A 15759-nucleotide genomic window follows, 5' to 3' on the forward strand; every position below is an offset into this window, starting at 1 on the left:
TGGGGGAGCGGCTTCAGCCGCGATGCTTTTGGTTGGGAGGCTGAGGCGAAGGGCAGCGCGGCTGAAGCCGCTCCCACAGAGAGCCCGTCAGCCGGCGGCGAGGTATTCGTCCTTCAGCCGTACGTAGTGATCAGCCGAATAGTGCAGTTGTTCGATCTGCTGATCGCTGAGCAGCCGCACGAACTTGGCCGGGTTGCCCAGCCACAACTCGCGCTCGCCCACCACCTTGCCCGGCGGCACCAGCGCGCCGGCGCCCACGAAGCCGTATCTCTTCACCACGGCGCCATCCATCACGCTGGCGTGCATGCCGATCAGGCAGTAGTCGCCGATGGTGCAGGCGTGCACCACCGCGGCGTGGCCGATGGTGACGCCTTCGCCGATCAGGCACGGAAAACCCGGGCCGTACGGGCCGGCGTGGGCAACGTGCACGATGCTGCCGTCCTGGATGCTGGTGCGCGCGCCCACGCGGATGTGGTTGACGTCGCCGCGCAGCACCGCGCCGGGCCAGATCGACACGTCGTCGCCCAGCACCACGTCGCCGATCACGCTGGCGGCGGGGTCGACATAGACACGTTGGCCGAGGGTGGGCGCGATGCCCTTGAAGCGGCGCAGGGAGTTCATCGGGCCATTCTAGCGGCCCCGCCGTCACGTCGCCGCGCTTGATTTCGCCCCCCGCGGTCGCCACGCTGGGTGCCTGAAAAGGAGCGTTCATGAGCCACGACAACCCCCTGCTTGCCGACGACACCTTGCCGGCGTTCTCGCAGATTCGACCCGAACATGTGGAGCCGGCGATCGACGCGATCCTGGCCGATTACCGCGCCGGCATCGACGCCCTGGTGGCAGCCGACGCGCCGCGCGATTTCGACACCGTGATGCTGACCCAGGAGCGGCTGGAACAGCGTCTGTCCCGCGCCTGGGCGCCGGTCTCCCACCTGCATTCGGTGGCCGACAGTGAAGCCTTGCGCGAGGTGTACGGGCCCGCCGAGGAAAAGCTCACCGAACACGCGATGGAGCTGGGCCAGAACCGCCAGCTGTTTGCCGCGGTGCAGGCGCTGGCTGACGCGCCGGATTTTGCGGCGCTGCCGCGGCCGCAACGCGCCCTGGTGGAACACGCGCTGCGCGACTTCCGGCTTTCCGGCGTGGCGCTGGATGAGCCGGCGCGCTCGCGCTTTCGCGAGATCGGCGTGGAGCTGAGCAAGCTGTCCACTGAATTCTCCAACGCGGTACTCGATGCCACCGAGGCATGGCACGAGCAGATCACCGACGAGCGCGACCTGGCCGGCATCCCCGAATCCGGCCGCGCGGTGTTGCGCCAGTACGCCCAGGACCAGGATCTGGACGGCTATCTGGTGACGCTGAAACAACCCAGCGTGCAGGCCGTGCTGAGCTACGCCGACAACCGCGCGCTGCGCGAACGGGTGTACTGGGCCTACCAGACCCGCGCCTCCGACCAGGGCCCCAACGCGGGCAAGTTCGACAATAGCGCGCGCATCGAGAAGATCATGGCGCTGCGCCACGAAGCGGCGCAGTTGCTGGGCTACGCCAACGCGGCGGAGGAATCGCTGGCGACCAAGATGGCCGGCTCGCCCACCGAGGTGATGGAATTCCTGCACGACTTGGCCAGCCGCGCCAAGCCGGTGGCCCAGCAGGAGCTGGCCACGCTGCGCGCGTTCGCCCGCGACGAGCTGCATCTGGACAACCTCGAACCGTGGGACGTGGGCTACGCCTCCGAGAAACTGCGCCAGCGCCGCTACGCGCTGGACGAGGAACAGCTGAAGCCGTACTTCCCGCTGCCGGCCGTCATCGAGGGCCTGTTCGCGCTCACCGGCAAGCTCTATGGCATCACGCTGGCGCGCCGCGATGGCGTCGACGTGTGGCATTCCGATGTGCGCTATTACGACGTGCGCGATGCGGACGGACGCATTTTCGCCGGCGCCTACGTCGACCTGTACGCGCGCAACGGCAAGCGCGGCGGCGCCTGGATGGACGTGTGCCGCGCCCGTTTCGACGACGGCGAGCACGGCCAGTTGCCGGTGGCCTTCCTCACCTGCAACTTCGCCCCGCCCACCGGCGACAAGCCGGCGCTGCTCACCCACGACGACGTGCTGACCCTGTTCCACGAATTCGGCCACGGTCTTCACCACCTGCTGACCGAGATCACGCTGCCTTCCATCGGCGGCATCGACGGCGTGGAGTGGGACGCGGTCGAGCTGCCCAGCCAGTTCATGGAGAACTTCGGCTGGAACCGTCAGGCGCTGGATCTGTTCGCGAAGCATTACCAGACCGGCGAAAAACTGCCGGACGAACTGTTCGACCGCATGCTGGCGGCTCGCCATTTCCACGCCGGCCTGTTCCTGGTGCGACAGTTGGAATTCGCGCTGTTCGATTTCCTGCTGCACCTGGAATACGACCCGGCCGCGGGCGCCCGGCCGCTGGCCGTGCTGGAGCAGGTGCGCAAGGAGGTGGCCGTGCTGCATCCGCCGGCGTGGCAGCGGTTCCCGCACGGCTTCAGCCACATCTTTGCCGGCGGCTACGCGGCCGGTTACTACAGCTACCTGTGGGCGGAGCTGTTGAGCGCCGACGCCTTCGGCGAATTCGAGGAACGCGCGGGCAAGGGCGGCGAGGTCATCGACCGGGCTACCGGCGAGCGTTTTCGCAAGGAGTTCCTGGCGGTCGGCGCCAGCCGCCCGGCGCTGGAAAGCTTCATCGCGTTCCGCGGCCGCAAGCCCGAACCCGAGGCCTTGCTGCGCAGTCACGGGCTGGCCTGAGCCCTAGCCCCGTCGCCCGGGCCGCAGCTGCCCGGGCGAAGGGGCGCTCAGTAACCCACCGTGAAGCGTTGGCGCGAGTGCGAGGGTTTTTCCAGTTCGTCCACCAGGGCGACCGCGTAGTCCTCGAAGGAAATGGTGCTGCCGCTTTCGTTCGACAGCAGCAGATCGGTGCCGAGGCGAAACCTGCCTGTCCGCTCACCGGGGACGAACATCGCCGAGGGTGACAGGAACGTCCAGTCCAGCTGCTTTTCCGCGCGCAGCCGGTCGAGGAAAACGCATCCTGCCGCCGCTTCCTGACGGTAGGCCTGCGGAAAGTTGGGCGCGTCGATCAGTTTCAATCCCAGCGGGAAGTCGCCCAGGGCCACCTCCAGGCTGCCCGCCCCGCCCACGACCAGATAGCGCGGCACGCCCGCGGCCCGCACGGCGGCGATCAGACCGGCGGCATCGGTCGTGGCAAACGGCACGGCGCTGACGATCGCGTCGTGGTTGGCCAGTAGTGCCGCCAGCGCTTTCCCATCGGCAACATCACCAGCCCTGGCCTCCACGCCGGACAGCGCGGGCACCCGCGCGGGGTCACGCACGATGGCCGTGACGGTGTGCCCGCGCTGGACGAGCTCGGCGAGGATGCGCGACCCGACATTCCCGGTGGCGCCGATGAGTGCGACATGCATGATGATGATTCCCTTGATGGTTTCCTGAAGTAATTAGGCGCCATACCCTATACTGGTGTAAACAAGGAACCTGCACCTTACCTGGTTACCCCAAGGAAACCGCCATGAACGTCGGCAACCCGTATTCGTCCAACTGTCCCACGCGCAAGGTGCTGGACCGCGTTGCGGACAAATGGGCGGTACTGGTGCTCGGGCTTCTGGTCGAAGGCCCGATCCGCTTCAACCGGTTGCGCCGGGCAGTCGAAGGCATCTCGCAGAAGATGCTCTCGCAGACCCTCAAGAGCCTCGAACGCGATGGCCTGGTGAGCCGCAAGGCCTTCGCCACCGTGCCGGTCACGGTCGAGTACGCCATCACGCCGCTGGGCCGGACGCTCGCCACCGCCCTGGACGCCCTGCGCGTCTGGGCCGAAACCCACATGGAGGAAGTGGTCGCCAATCAGCAGAAATACGATGCCGACGCCGGCGACGGGCAGCGCGCGGCCGGGTGACAGGCACAAAAAAAGCCCGCCGAAGCGGGCTTTTCAAAGATCGCTCAAGTCCGGCTGGACTCAGGCAACCTGGACTTCCTCAGCCTGCAGGCCCTTCTGGCCCTTGGTGACGATGAACGTGACGCGCTGGCCTTCCTGCAGGGACTTGAAGCCCGTGCCCTGGATCGCGCGGAAATGCACGAACAGGTCGTCACCGCTTTCCGGGGTGATGAAGCCAAAACCCTTGGCGTCGTTGAACCACTTGACTGTACCGCTCTGACGATCCGACATGAAACATTACCTTTGAAACATTGATGGTTTGCGGTCTGGCGCGAATGCGCTGGCCGCAATAGAAGCAGGCACTCCGGGATAGTCCCAAACGCTGCCTCGGCAGCATACACTGGAATGCTGGCCATGGGGTGAATATCGTTTCCCAAGGTTTTGCGCCTGCTGCGGCCATTGAAACGTATCGCCCGATCATTCCGCCTAAGAAAGGTCTGAACAAGTCGTCATCCCAGCGAAAGCTGGGACCCAGAGCCTCGGCAACCGCTTGAAGGCACTGGATTCCAGCTTTCGCTGGAATGACGAGCAAGGACTTGATCAGAGCATCCCTAATCGCCGACCGCGCTTTCTGCCGGGTTTCACCCGCCCCGCACGCCAGCGCCGCGCCGTCGGGCGCGTCCGCGCATCCCCTACAATGGCGGGATGAAAATTGCCTCGTGGAACGTCAATTCGCTGAAAGTGCGGCTGCCGCATCTGACCCAGTGGTTGGCCGACGCCAAACCCGACGTGATGGCGTTGCAGGAAACCAAACTGGAAGACGCGAAGTTTCCGGTCGACGAATTGGCCGCCGCCGGTTATCAGGCGGTTTTTTCCGGCCAGAAAACCTATAACGGCGTGGCCATCCTGGCCCGTGACGAACCGCGCGACGTCGTCACCGACATCCCCGGCCTGGACGATCCGCAGCGGCGCATCCTGGCCGCCAGCGTCGGCGGGCTGCGCGTGGTGAACCTCTACGTCGTCAACGGCAAGGCCGTGGACGATCCGAAATACGCCTACAAGCTGGACTGGCTGGCCCGCGTGCGCGATTTCCTGGCCGACGAACTGGTCCGCCATCCCCGACTGGTGGTGCTGGGCGATTTCAATATCTGTCCGGACGACCGCGACGTCTACGATGCGGCCGCGTGGGGCGAGGCCATCTTGTGCTCGCCGGCGGAGCGGGCGGGACTCAAGGCGATCACCGACCTGGGCCTGCACGACAGCTTTCGCCTGTTCGAATCCGAGGCGGGGCATTACAGCTGGTGGGATTACCGCCAGGCCGCGTTCCGCCGCAACATGGGCTTGCGCATCGACCTGATCCTGATTGGCGAAGCGCTGCGATCCGCCGCCCGTGCCGCCGCGATCGACCGCGAACCGCGGCGCTGGGAGCGGCCCTCCGACCACACGCCGGTACTGCTCGAACTCGATCTGGAGACCGGCCAGTGAAACCGACCGGTGCGTGGCCGTCATCCGTCGATCATCCCGCACCGACGTACACTCTCCCTGCCGCCCAGCCGCTCGCGGCGGTGGCGCTGCGACCATGAAACAGGTTTCGAGATGACTGGAAAAAGCGAATGGCCCAGCTCGCTGGACGACAGCGAGCTGGATGAACTGGACCGCTACCTGCGCGCGCACACGGGCGAGGACGACCTCCTGCTCGATGGCGTGCACGGCCTGCTCAGCGCACTGGCGGTCGGCCCCCTGCTGGTGCTGCCGTCGGAATGGCTGCCCGAAGTGCTGCACGAGCCTTTTGCCGACGAGAACGAGGGCAACCGCGTGCTGGAGTTGCTGGCCAAGCTCAACGACTCGATCAGCGCCGAGCTCGACGTGGATGCCTACGAGCCGATCCTGGGCGAGGTCGAGCTGGAAGACGGCGTGATGCTGTCCGCCGCCGGCTGGTGCGAGGGCTTCAGCCGCGGCATCGACCTGCGCGCCGGCGTGTGGGAAAGCCGCCTCAGCGAGGACCCGCAGCTGATGGAACTGCTTGGCCCGGTGATGGCGCTGGCGGTGGACGAGGGCGTGCTCAGCGCCGATGCCGAGTTCGAGAAGCTCAGCGACGAGGAGTACGACAGCTGCCTGGCGCAGGTGTCGGCCGTGCTGGTGTCGGTCAACCAGTACTGGCAGGCCAAGCCGGTCACCGAGGCCGAAGTCGAAGCGATGGCGTTGCAGCTGCCCAGCGACACCAACAAGGACAACAGCAACCCGCCGCGCCAGCGCAGCGGCCACTGGGTGCACTGAGACGCCGCCTGCGCCAAGCTGATCAACGGAGCCCGCGATGCCGACGACCGGCCTGTACACACCGCTCAATGTGCTCAAGCCGGTGGCGCCGGAGATCTGGATCGTCGATGGCCCGATCGAGCGCATGGCGGTCGCGGGCGGCAGCATGCCGTTTTCCACCCGCATGACGCTGGTGCGGCTGCCCGATGGCGCGCTGTGGTGCCACTCGCCGATCGCGCCCGACGCCGCGCTCCTGGCCGCGATCGATGCACTGGGTCCGGTCGCGCACCTGGTCTCGCCGAACCTGCTGCATTACGCCCATATCGCCGCCTGGAAAAAACATTATCCCCAGGCGCTGGCCTGGGCCTCGCCCGGCGTGCGCGAACGGGCGGCAAGCCAGCATATCGAGACCGCTTTCGACGCCGACCTCGACGAAAGCCCGTCGCCCGCGTGGAGCGCGGCGATCGACCAGCTGTGCTTTCGCGGCAGCCGGGTCATGCCGGAGTTCGTCTTTCTGCATCGGCCCAGCGCCACCCTGATCCTGGCCGACCTGATCGAGAATTTCGAAGCGGAGAAGCTGTCCCGCACGATGCGCTGGATGGCGCGGCTCGGCGGTGTGCTGCACCCCGACGGCAAGGCGCCGCTGGACATGCGCCTGACCTATGTCGGCCGCAAACGCCAGGCTCGCGCCAGCCTGGCGCGAATGCTGGCGTGGCAGCCGCGACGGGTCATCCTCGCCCATGGCCGTTGTTACCTGAGCGATGCCCAAGCCGAGCTGGCCCGGGCATTCCGTTGGCTGGATTGAGCCGGCGCGCTGCGCGGACCGACCGATACGTCGTAACGCACGGGAAACAATCCGTTCGCACGCCGCCGCTTGGCTGCGGACCGCGAGAGGACCATCTTGACGGCCATCACCGGTGACCGGGCACGTCCGGCATCACCCTCATCGCCTACGGGAGCACGTCATGACAGACCGCCACATCACCCGCCGTATCCGCGGCACGGATACCTCCGACGGCGCCGGCGTGAAATTGAAGCGCGTGATCGGCCAGCCCGGGCTGGACATGCTCGATCCCTTCCTGCTGCTGGACGAATTCCGCTCCGACAGCGCGGGCGACTACATCGCCGGCTTTCCCGAGCACCCGCACCGCGGCTTCGAAACCGTCACCTACATGCTGGCCGGCCACATGCAGCACCAGGACAACCACGGCAACCGCGGCGATCTCACGCCCGGCAGCGTGCAGTGGATGACCGCCGGTCGCGGCATCCTGCATTCGGAGATGCCGCAGCAGGAGAACGGCCTGATGTGGGGTTTCCAGCTGTGGGTGAACCTGCCGGCCAGCGACAAGATGACCACCCCGCGCTACCAGGACATCGGCCCCGAGCGGATTCCGCTGGTGCGGCCGGCCGCGGGCGTCGAGGTCAAGGTCATCGCCGGCGAACTGGCCGGCGCGACCGGCCCGGTGGAAGGCATCGTCACCGCACCGGTCTATCTCGACATCAGCCTGCAACCCGCTGCGCGGCTGACGCTGGACCTGCCTGCCAGCCACCACGGCTTTGCCTATGTGTTCGGTGGCGAAACCGCCCTGGTGGGCGGCGAACGGCTGCAACGCAGCGAGCTGGGCGTGCTGTCCGACGGTGACAGCCTGCAGCTGGAAGGCGGTGAGCGGCCGTCACGCCTGCTGGTGGTCGCCGGCAAGCCGCTGAACGAGAGCGTGGCGCGCTACGGGCCGTTCGTGATGAACACGCCCGAGCAGATCCACGAGGCCATTGCCGACTTCCGCGCCGGCAAGTTCTGAGCCGCATCGGCCGGCACGGACGCCGACCGGGCCGTTCATGGGCCCACCGATTCCCTGGCGGCGGCCGGGCGGCAGGCCCAGTCGACGATGGCCGCCAGGGTGCTTTCCACGCCGTGCTCTTCGGTGACCCGCAGCGCATCCTCGTCAGCGCCGGGCTCTTCCAGCGTGGCCAGCTGGCTGTCCAGCAGCGATGGCGGCATGAAATGGTCGCGGCTTCGCATGCGGCGGGCCAGTTCGTCATGCGGCACGTGCAGGTAGGCGAAGCGCACGCCCGGGCCAGCCTGGCGCAGGTAGTCGCGATAGATGCGGCGCAAGGCCGAACACGCCACCACGGCGCTCTCGCCGCGCTGCAACCGCTGCGACATCCAGTGGACGATCGCGTCCAGCCATGGCCAGCGATCGTCGTCGTTCAACGGCGTGCCGGCACTCATCTTGGCCACGTTGGCGGGCGGATGCACGCTGTCGCCCTCCAGGAATGCCCAGCCCAGCCTGTGCGCCAGCTCCTGCGCCACGGTGGTCTTGCCCGAACCGGATACGCCCATGACCACCACGATCGTGGCCTGATCCCCCTGCTGCCTCTCGCTTGTCACGTGTTCGCTGCCTCTGTAGCGCGGGCCGTTACCTTACTTCACCTTGCGCCGGGCCGCGCGGCGGGCACCGTTCTTGCTTCGGACGGATGAGGGCGTTGCAGCGCAGCGGCGTGGGGCGAAATCCGATCCACCGTTGACGCCTGTTGGCACAAACGATCGCCGGGCGTCAAGCAAGGGGCTAAAGATCCGCAGCGGGCGGCCGAAGCGTTAACTAAGCGTTTCTACGGAAGAGGGGCCGGACAGGGGATGAAATGGGGCGCCGTTGGCTGCAGGCCTGGGTTCGGCCTGGCCCTCGGGTTAAATGCCCGTTAATATTTCACACCGGGTCCGCCTGTACCCTTGAGTTGTTGTACTGGACGAGGAAATAACAGCCAAGTGGCTGTTTTCAAAAGATGAACACTCTCATTTCAGTCATGGTTGTGGGGTCCGCACTGGCGCTGCTCGCCAGCGCGATCAAGCGTGTGCCCGCCGGACAGGTCTACAGCCTGCATCGGCTCGGCAAGCCGGCCCGGCTGCTGCAGCCAGGCGTGCACATGGTGATGCCGCTGCTGGAGCGCGTGGCGCACAAGATCAACCTCGCCGGCCAGGTGCTGCGGCTGGAGGAGTCGCTCGCCGACAACGCCCGCGATGTCCGCGGCACCGTGTATTGGCAGGTGCTTGAGCCCGAGCGCGCCGACGCGGTGATCGACCAGGTCGACCAGCTGATCCGCCGCGGCGCCATCGCCGCCATGCACGAGGAGCCGCTGACCGGCGAAGCCACCGACCGGCGCGCCGTGGGCACGCGGATGAAGCAGGCGCTGAACAGCGCCCTGCGCGAACGCGGCATGATGGTCACACGGGTCGATCTCGACCTGGCCTGAAGAACCGCGACAAGGCACGTCACCGACCCGCCGCCCGGCGGGTTTTTGTTGGGCAATCCGCTGGCATCCGCGCGATTCGGACGGGATACTGCGCGGCACCCGGCAACCTCGACCGCACCAGCATGCCTGGTTGCTTCTCCCACCGACGTTTCAGGAACCACCATGGCAGCGCGCGACGCCTTGCAGGCACGACTCGAACAGGGCATCGATCAACTGGGTCTGCGTCTGCCGGCCGGTGCCGTTTCGCGACTGCTGGACTACCAGGGCCTGCTGGAGCGCTGGAACGCCACCTACAACCTCACCGCCGTGCGCGATCCGGCGGAGATGATCACCCGCCACCTGCTCGATTCGCTGGCGATCCTGCCCTACGTCCACGGCGCCAGCCTGGCCGACCTGGGCACCGGCCCGGGGCTGCCCGGAATCGTGCTGGCGATCGCCGCGCCGGGGCGCGAGATCCTGCTGGTGGACTCCAACGGCAAGAAGGTGCGCTTCCTGCGCGAGGCGATCCGCTCGCTCAAGCTCGAAGGGGTACGTGCGCTGCAATCGCGGGTGGAGGACGTCGAAGGCCAGTACGACTGCGTGACCGCGCGCGCGTTCGCCAGCCTCGCCGACATGCTGGGCTGGGGCGGCCAGCTGCTGGCGCCGGACGGCCTCTGGCTGGCGATGAAGGGCAAACGGCCGGACGACGAACTGCCAGGCGTGCCGCCGGGCTTCACCGTTCGTGGCACACATGCGCTGAGCGTCCCCGGCCTGCCGGCCGAACGCCACCTGCTCGTGATCGGGCGCACATCCGCCGGCTCGCTGGACGGCGCGGCCCCGGGCGACGCATTACACTAGGGGTTCCCGCGCACGGTAGCTACCAACCATGGCCCGCATCATCGCTGTCGCCAACCAGAAGGGCGGCGTCGGCAAGACCACCACGGCAGTCAACCTCGCTGCGGCACTGGCCGCGGCGAAACGCAAGGTATTGCTGGTGGACCTGGACCCGCAGGGCAACGCCACGATGGCGTCGGGCATCAGCAAGCGCGACCACCGCCCCAACGGCTGCGACGTCCTGCTGGAAGAGGCGACCGTGGCCGAGGCCATCGTCACCACCGACGCGCATTACGACCTGCTGCCGGGCAACGGCGACCTCACCGCCGCCGAACTGAAGCTGATGGATGCCCTGGCGCGCGAGCACCGGCTGAAGGAACAGCTGGCCAAGGTTGCCGGCGACTACGACACCATCCTGATCGACTGCCCGCCGTCGCTGAACCTGCTGACCCTGAACGCGCTGACCGCGGCCGACGGCGTGCTGATACCGGTGCAATGCGAGTATTTCGCGCTGGAAGGTCTTTCCAGCCTGCTCGAGACCATCAAGGCGGTGCGCCAGCGGCTGAACCCCGCACTGGAAGTGGAAGGCCTGCTGCGCACCATGTACGACGTGCGCAACAACCTGGGCAATGAGGTTTCCGCCCAGCTCACCCAGCATTTCGGCGACAAGGTGCTGCGCTCGATCATCCCGCGCAACGTGCGCCTGGCCGAGGCGCCCAGCCACGGCCAGCCGATCCATCTGTACGACCGCAGCTCGCGCGGCGCGATCGCCTACGTGGGGTTGGCCGGGGAAATGATCCGGCGCGAACGCAACCAGGCGGCAAGCGCCGGGGCGGACGATCACGACCAGCCGGCGCGCACCGTCGCCGCCCTTCACCAGGAATAAGCATGGCCGCAGCAAAGAAACGTGGGCTTGGCCGCGGGCTCGACGCCCTGCTCGGAGGCGACGGCCCGGACACGCCGCCGCTGACCGACCAGGAGGGCGAGCTGCGCGTGCTGCCGATCCAGCAGATCCAGCCAGGCCAGTACCAGCCGCGCCGGCACTGGAGCGACGAGGCGCTGGAGGAACTGGCCGCGTCGATCAAGGCGCAGGGCCTGATCCAGCCGGTGGTGGTGCGCGCGCTGGGCAAGAACAGCTACGAGCTGATCGCCGGCGAACGGCGCTGGCGTGCGGCCCAGCGCGCCCAGCTGGCCGAGCTGCCCGCATTGGTGAAACGCGTGCCGGAAGAATCCGTGCCCGCGATGGCGCTGATCGAGAACATCCAGCGCGAGGATCTCACCCCGCTGGAAGAGGCCGACGCACTGAAACGGCTGATCGACGATTTCGACCTGACCCATCAGCAGGCCGCCGACGCCGTGGGCCGCTCGCGCGCGGCGGTCTCCAACCTGCTGCGGCTCACCGAACTGCCCGCCTCGATCAAGAAGCTGCTGGACGAGGGCAAGCTGGACATGGGCCACGCCCGCTGCCTGTTGACCCTGCCCGAGCGCGACGCCGAAGCGCTGGCGCTGGAAGCCTCGCGCCACGGCTGGACCGTGCGCGAACTGGAAGACGCCGCCCGCCGCGCGCAGACCGAACCGAAGGGCAAGGCCAAGAACAGCCCCACCCGCGACCCCAACATCGCCGATCTGGAACGCGAGCTGGGCGAGCGCCTGGCCGCGCGCGTGGAGCTGGCGCAGGGCCGGGGCGGCCGCGGCAAGCTGGTGATCCACTACCACAGCAACGACGAGCTGGAAGGCATCCTGGGCAAGATCCGCTGACACGCGGGTGCGGATTTTGCAGGAGCGCACCCTGTGCGCGATGCTCTCCATTACGCCTGCCAAGAGCATCGCGCACAGGGTGCGCAGCTAAATGCTCCAGCGGGGCAAGCTCAATGTTCGACGCTGTTGCGCGATGCCCCGGACCACACCGCCGCCTTGCCCGCATGGCACTCGAAGCGAAACACATAGTTGAGGCTGAACGGCTTCGTCTCGCTGTCCACCACATGGCTGTCGCCGTGGCCGTCGGCAGCCCAGTGATTGATCGTCAGTGGATTGAACTCCCATTGCATCGCCGCAGTGCGCACCGCAGCGATGAACGCACGGCGGCTGGCATCGGCCTTGGCCTCGTCCGCCACGCGCACCTCGTTCACCGTACCTTCGTCGCCCACGATCAGCAACGCCTGCACTTCCTGCGGCGGCGGACAGGCGGCCAGCAGTCCGGCCGGATAGGTCGGGGCGACACGCTTGAACGGCGTGCCGCCGCTGGACACATCACCCATTGCCAGTTGGTAGCGCACGGTGCCGGGCGCGGCCACCTGACGCCAGGACGCGTCGCCGCTTGGCGGGGGTGGCGGCACTGGCCTGACCGTCGTGCAAGCGGTCAGCAGAACCAGCAAACCGCAAGCCGCGACGCGCATCAGGGTGGCTCGCTTCATTTGGCGCCTCCTTTGGCCAGAGGCGCATCTTGCCGACGCGAAAACGCCGGCACAAGGCCGGCGTTTTCCTTGGTTACCGATGGGGCGAAGAACTCAATGCTTGAGGTTCTTGCGCAGGCGCTCGAGGGCCTGCAGCTGGGCCATCGCCTCGGCCAGCTTCATCTGCGCCTCGGCCACCTCCAGCGCCTCGGTGCGATTGGCCAGCGCGGCCTCGGCCTCCTGCTTGGCGCGCAGCGCGGCCGCCTCATCCAGGTCGCTGGCGCGCGCGGCCGTATCGGCCAGCACGGTAACCACCTGCGGCTGCACTTCCAGCATGCCGCCGGACACATAGAACTGCTGCCGCTCGCCACCGGCCAGCAGCACATCGACATGACCGGGCTTGAGGCGGGTGATCAGCGGCGCGTGACGCGGCGTGATGCCCAGCTCGCCCAGCTCGCCGGTGGCCACGACCATCGTCGCGTCGCCGGAGAAGATCTCGGCTTCGGCACTGACGATGTCGACGCGAATGGTTTGGGTCATTTCTTTTCTCGCTGCGCTCGAAGGGAATGGGGAACGGGTAGGGGAATGGTCAGGAGCGGAGCGAACCGGCGCTGTTGCTTTACCGATTCCCTATTCTCCATTCCCTATTCCCCGAAGGCGGCTTACGCCGCCTTCTTGGCCCCCATTTCCTCGGCTTTCCTGATCGCGTCGTCGATGCCGCCGACCATGTAGAACGCCTGCTCGGGGATGTGGTCGACGTCGCCATCGACGATCATCTTGAAGCCGCGGATGGTTTCGGCCAGCGACACGTACTTGCCCGGCGAGCCGGTGAACACCTCGGCCACGTGGAACGGCTGCGAGAAGAAGCGCTCGCACTTGCGCGCGCGCGACACGGCCTGCTTGTCTTCCTCGGAGAGTTCGTCCATGCCGAGGATCGCGATGATGTCCTTCAGCTCCTTGTAGCGCTGCAGCGTGCCCTGCACACGGCGGGCGACGTCGTAGTGTTCCTGGCCGATCACCAGCGGATCGAGCTGGCGGCTGGTCGAGGCCAGCGGGTCCACCGCCGGGTAGATGCCCAGGCTGGCGATGTCGCGCGACAGCGCCACGGTCGAGTCCAGATGCGCGAACGTGGTGGCCGGCGACGGATCGGTATAGTCATCCGCGGGCACGTACACGGCCTGGATTGAGGTGATCGAGCCGGTCTTGGTGGAGGTGATGCGCTCCTGCAACACGCCCATCTCGTCGGCTAGGGTCGGCTGGTAACCCACCGCGGACGGCATGCGGCCCAGCAACGCGGACACCTCGGTACCGGCCAGCGTGTAGCGGTAGATGTTGTCCACGAAGAACAGCACGTCCTTGCCCTTGCCGTTCTCGTCCTTCTCGTCGCGGAAGTACTCGGCCATGGTCAGGCCGGTCAGCGCCACGCGCAGGCGGTTGCCCGGCGGCTCGTTCATCTGGCCGTAGACCATCGCCACTTTCGACTCGGGCAGGTTGTCGATCTTCACCACGCCCGCTTCCTGCATCTCGTGATAGAAGTCGTTGCCTTCGCGGGTGCGCTCGCCCACGCCGGCGAACACCGACAGGCCGGCGTGCTGGGTGGCGATGTTGTTGATCAGCTCCAGCATGTTCACGGTCTTGCCGACGCCGGCGCCGCCGAACAGGCCGACTTTGCCGCCCTTGGCGAACGGGCAGACCAGGTCGATCACCTTGATGCCGGTTTCCAGCACGTCGCTGGTGGCGGCCTGCTCGTCGTAGCTGGGCGCTTCGCGGTGGATGACCCACTGATCCTTGGCTTCGATCGGGCCGACTTCGTCGATCGGATTGCCGAGCACGTCCATGATGCGGCCCAGAGTGGCCTTGCCGACCGGCACCTTGATGCCTTCGCCGGTGTTGCGCGCCTGCAGGCCGCGCTTCAGACCTTCGGTGGAGCCCAGCGCGATGGAGCGCACGACGCCGTCGCCGAGCTGCTGCTGCACTTCCAGCGTGATGTCGGTGCCGTCGATTTTCAGTGCGTCGTACACCTGCGGCACCTGGTCACGCGGAAATTCCACGTCGACGACCGCGCCGATGATCTGAACAACTTTGCCCTGGCTCATGCTGATAGCTCCGGATGTAACTCTTGAGGTTTGTTGCGGCGCCGCTTTGCGTCGCCATGGTTTTTGGGACAGCCGCGGTTACACCGCGGCTGCGCCGCCGACGATTTCCGAGATTTCCTGCGTGATCGCGGCCTGGCGCGCCTTGTTGTAGACCAGCGTCAGTTCGTCGATCACCTTGTTCGCGTTGTCCGACGCGGCCTTCATGGCCACCATGCGCGCGGCGTGCTCGCTGGCCAGGTTCTCCAGCGCCGCCTGGTAGACTACCGATTCGATGTAGCGGCCCAGCACGTGCTCCAGCACGGTCTGCGCGTCGGGCTCGTACAGGTAATCCCAGTCGTTGGTCGCTTCCAGCTTTACGCCGGCATAGGCCGATTCGCCGGCTGCCTGGTGCGCTTCCATCTCCGCGGCCACCAGCGGCAGCGGCAGCAGCGCGTCGACCGTCGGCTTCTGCACCATCGTGTTGACGAAGTCGTTGTAGGCGAGGAACACGCGATCCAGCCCGTTGGCCTGGTACGCGTCCATCATCACCTTGATCACGCCCACCAGCTGCTCCAGCTTGGGCTTCTCGCCCAGGTGGGTCACGCTGCCGACCAGGTTGACGCCCTTGAGCCGACGGAAGAACGCCACCGCCTTCTGCCCGACCGCCACCACGTCGACCTGCACGCCCTGCTTCTGCCATTCGGCGATCGCCGGCAGCAGGCGGCGGAACAGGTTGGAGTTGAGGCCGCCGCACAGGCCGCGATCGGTCGACACCACGATGTAGCCGACCCGCGCCACGTTGCCGCGCTCGGTCAGGAACGGATGGCTGAAATCCGTGCTGGCCTGGGCCACGTGCGCGATCACCTTGCGCATGGCGCGCGCATACGGGCGCGAGGCCTTCATCAGATCCTGCGCACGGCGGATCTTGGCAGCCGAGACCATTTCGAGCGCGCGCGTCACCTTGCGCATGTTCTGCGTGCTCTTGATCTTGGTTTTGATTTCGCGTCCGCTGGCCATGGGTTCTCGCTCGCTGTGCTCACTCGTGGGATTGGGGATTGGGGATCAGG

Annotated in this window: 18 protein-coding genes; 10 read left to right on the forward strand and 8 right to left on the reverse strand. The window is 66.9% G+C overall.

The window, feature by feature from the left end; all coding sequences use genetic code 11:
* Positions 1-87: 87 nt before the first annotated feature.
* The gene (locus ABD017_RS04930) at positions 88-621 is read right to left on the reverse strand and encodes a gamma carbonic anhydrase family protein (RefSeq protein WP_343880781.1); all 534 of its coding nucleotides are present in this window, start codon (positions 619-621) and stop codon (positions 88-90) included.
* Positions 622-710: 89 nt separating this feature from the next.
* Here ABD017_RS04930 and ABD017_RS04935 point away from each other — a divergent pair, with 89 nt between their 5' ends.
* Positions 711-2768 (forward strand): M3 family metallopeptidase, encoded by a 2058-nt coding sequence (locus ABD017_RS04935; protein WP_343880783.1) that lies wholly within the window; start codon positions 711-713, stop codon positions 2766-2768.
* Positions 2769-2815: 47 nt separating this feature from the next.
* Here the strand turns inward: ABD017_RS04935 and ABD017_RS04940 are convergent, their stop codons facing one another.
* The gene (locus ABD017_RS04940) at positions 2816-3439 is read right to left on the reverse strand and encodes an NAD(P)-dependent oxidoreductase (RefSeq protein ID WP_343880785.1); all 624 of its coding nucleotides are present in this window, start codon (positions 3437-3439) and stop codon (positions 2816-2818) included.
* A gap of 104 nt (positions 3440-3543) precedes the next feature.
* Between ABD017_RS04940 and ABD017_RS04945 the strand changes: the two genes are divergently transcribed.
* Positions 3544-3927: a winged helix-turn-helix transcriptional regulator gene (locus ABD017_RS04945; protein WP_343880788.1), complete on the forward strand. Its 384-nt coding sequence runs from the start codon at positions 3544-3546 to the stop codon at positions 3925-3927.
* A 60-nt stretch (positions 3928-3987) separates the two neighbouring features.
* Here ABD017_RS04945 and ABD017_RS04950 read toward each other — a convergent pair whose 3' ends face one another.
* Positions 3988-4197, reverse strand: a complete 210-nt coding sequence (locus ABD017_RS04950; protein WP_007082376.1) for a cold-shock protein — start codon at positions 4195-4197, stop codon at positions 3988-3990.
* 414 nt (positions 4198-4611) lie between these two features.
* Here ABD017_RS04950 and xth point away from each other — a divergent pair, with 414 nt between their 5' ends.
* From xth to ABD017_RS04970, 4 genes are all read left to right on the forward strand, one after another.
* Positions 4612-5391 carry an exodeoxyribonuclease III gene (gene xth / locus ABD017_RS04955; protein ID WP_343880792.1) on the forward strand — a complete coding sequence of 260 codons (780 nt, stop codon included), beginning with the start codon at positions 4612-4614 and terminating at the stop codon, positions 5389-5391.
* A 111-nt stretch (positions 5392-5502) separates the two neighbouring features.
* Positions 5503-6183 (forward strand): YecA/YgfB family protein, encoded by a 681-nt coding sequence (locus ABD017_RS04960; protein WP_343880794.1) that lies wholly within the window; start codon positions 5503-5505, stop codon positions 6181-6183.
* A 37-nt stretch (positions 6184-6220) separates the two neighbouring features.
* Entirely contained in the window at positions 6221-6967 is a 747-nt protein-coding gene (locus tag ABD017_RS04965) for a DUF4336 domain-containing protein (RefSeq protein ID WP_343880796.1), read from the forward strand.
* A 160-nt stretch (positions 6968-7127) separates the two neighbouring features.
* Positions 7128-7961 carry a pirin family protein gene (locus ABD017_RS04970; RefSeq protein WP_343880798.1) on the forward strand — a complete coding sequence of 278 codons (834 nt, stop codon included), beginning with the start codon at positions 7128-7130 and terminating at the stop codon, positions 7959-7961.
* A 35-nt stretch (positions 7962-7996) separates the two neighbouring features.
* Here the strand turns inward: ABD017_RS04970 and ABD017_RS04975 are convergent, their stop codons facing one another.
* Entirely contained in the window at positions 7997-8551 is a 555-nt protein-coding gene (locus ABD017_RS04975) for a gluconokinase (protein WP_343880800.1), read from the reverse strand.
* 413 nt (positions 8552-8964) lie between these two features.
* Between ABD017_RS04975 and ABD017_RS04980 the strand changes: the two genes are divergently transcribed.
* The 4 genes from ABD017_RS04980 to ABD017_RS04995 all read left to right on the forward strand — a co-directional run bounded on the left by ABD017_RS04980 (position 8965) and on the right by ABD017_RS04995 (position 11982).
* The gene (locus tag ABD017_RS04980; protein WP_343880802.1) at positions 8965-9411 is read left to right on the forward strand and encodes an SPFH domain-containing protein; all 447 of its coding nucleotides are present in this window, start codon (positions 8965-8967) and stop codon (positions 9409-9411) included.
* Positions 9412-9573: 162 nt separating this feature from the next.
* Positions 9574-10248: a 16S rRNA (guanine(527)-N(7))-methyltransferase RsmG gene (gene rsmG, locus ABD017_RS04985; RefSeq protein ID WP_343880804.1), complete on the forward strand. Its 675-nt coding sequence runs from the start codon at positions 9574-9576 to the stop codon at positions 10246-10248.
* A gap of 28 nt (positions 10249-10276) precedes the next feature.
* The gene (locus ABD017_RS04990; RefSeq protein ID WP_343880806.1) at positions 10277-11110 is read left to right on the forward strand and encodes a ParA family protein; all 834 of its coding nucleotides are present in this window, start codon (positions 10277-10279) and stop codon (positions 11108-11110) included.
* A 2-nt stretch (positions 11111-11112) separates the two neighbouring features.
* On the forward strand, positions 11113-11982 hold the full coding sequence (locus ABD017_RS04995) for a ParB/RepB/Spo0J family partition protein (protein ID WP_343880807.1): 870 nt from the start codon (positions 11113-11115) through the stop codon (positions 11980-11982).
* A gap of 110 nt (positions 11983-12092) precedes the next feature.
* On the opposite strand, the gene ABD017_RS05000 is transcribed toward ABD017_RS04995, so the two are convergent.
* The 4 genes from ABD017_RS05000 to atpG all read right to left on the reverse strand — a co-directional run bounded on the left by ABD017_RS05000 (position 12093) and on the right by atpG (position 15709).
* Positions 12093-12638 carry a hypothetical protein gene (locus tag ABD017_RS05000; protein ID WP_343880808.1) on the reverse strand — a complete coding sequence of 182 codons (546 nt, stop codon included), beginning with the start codon at positions 12636-12638 and terminating at the stop codon, positions 12093-12095.
* A gap of 93 nt (positions 12639-12731) precedes the next feature.
* Positions 12732-13157, reverse strand: a complete 426-nt coding sequence (locus ABD017_RS05005) for a F0F1 ATP synthase subunit epsilon (RefSeq protein ID WP_343880810.1) — start codon at positions 13155-13157, stop codon at positions 12732-12734.
* Between the two features lie 122 nt (positions 13158-13279).
* On the reverse strand, positions 13280-14713 hold the full coding sequence (gene atpD / locus ABD017_RS05010; protein ID WP_343880812.1) for a F0F1 ATP synthase subunit beta: 1434 nt from the start codon (positions 14711-14713) through the stop codon (positions 13280-13282).
* Positions 14714-14791: 78 nt separating this feature from the next.
* The gene (atpG, locus tag ABD017_RS05015) at positions 14792-15709 is read right to left on the reverse strand and encodes a F0F1 ATP synthase subunit gamma (RefSeq protein ID WP_343880814.1); all 918 of its coding nucleotides are present in this window, start codon (positions 15707-15709) and stop codon (positions 14792-14794) included.
* Positions 15710-15759: the final 50 nt, after the last annotated feature.

Origin of the sequence: Rhodanobacter caeni, from assembly GCF_039523575.1 — a bacterium.
Taxonomy (GTDB): domain Bacteria; phylum Pseudomonadota; class Gammaproteobacteria; order Xanthomonadales; family Rhodanobacteraceae; genus Rhodanobacter; species Rhodanobacter caeni.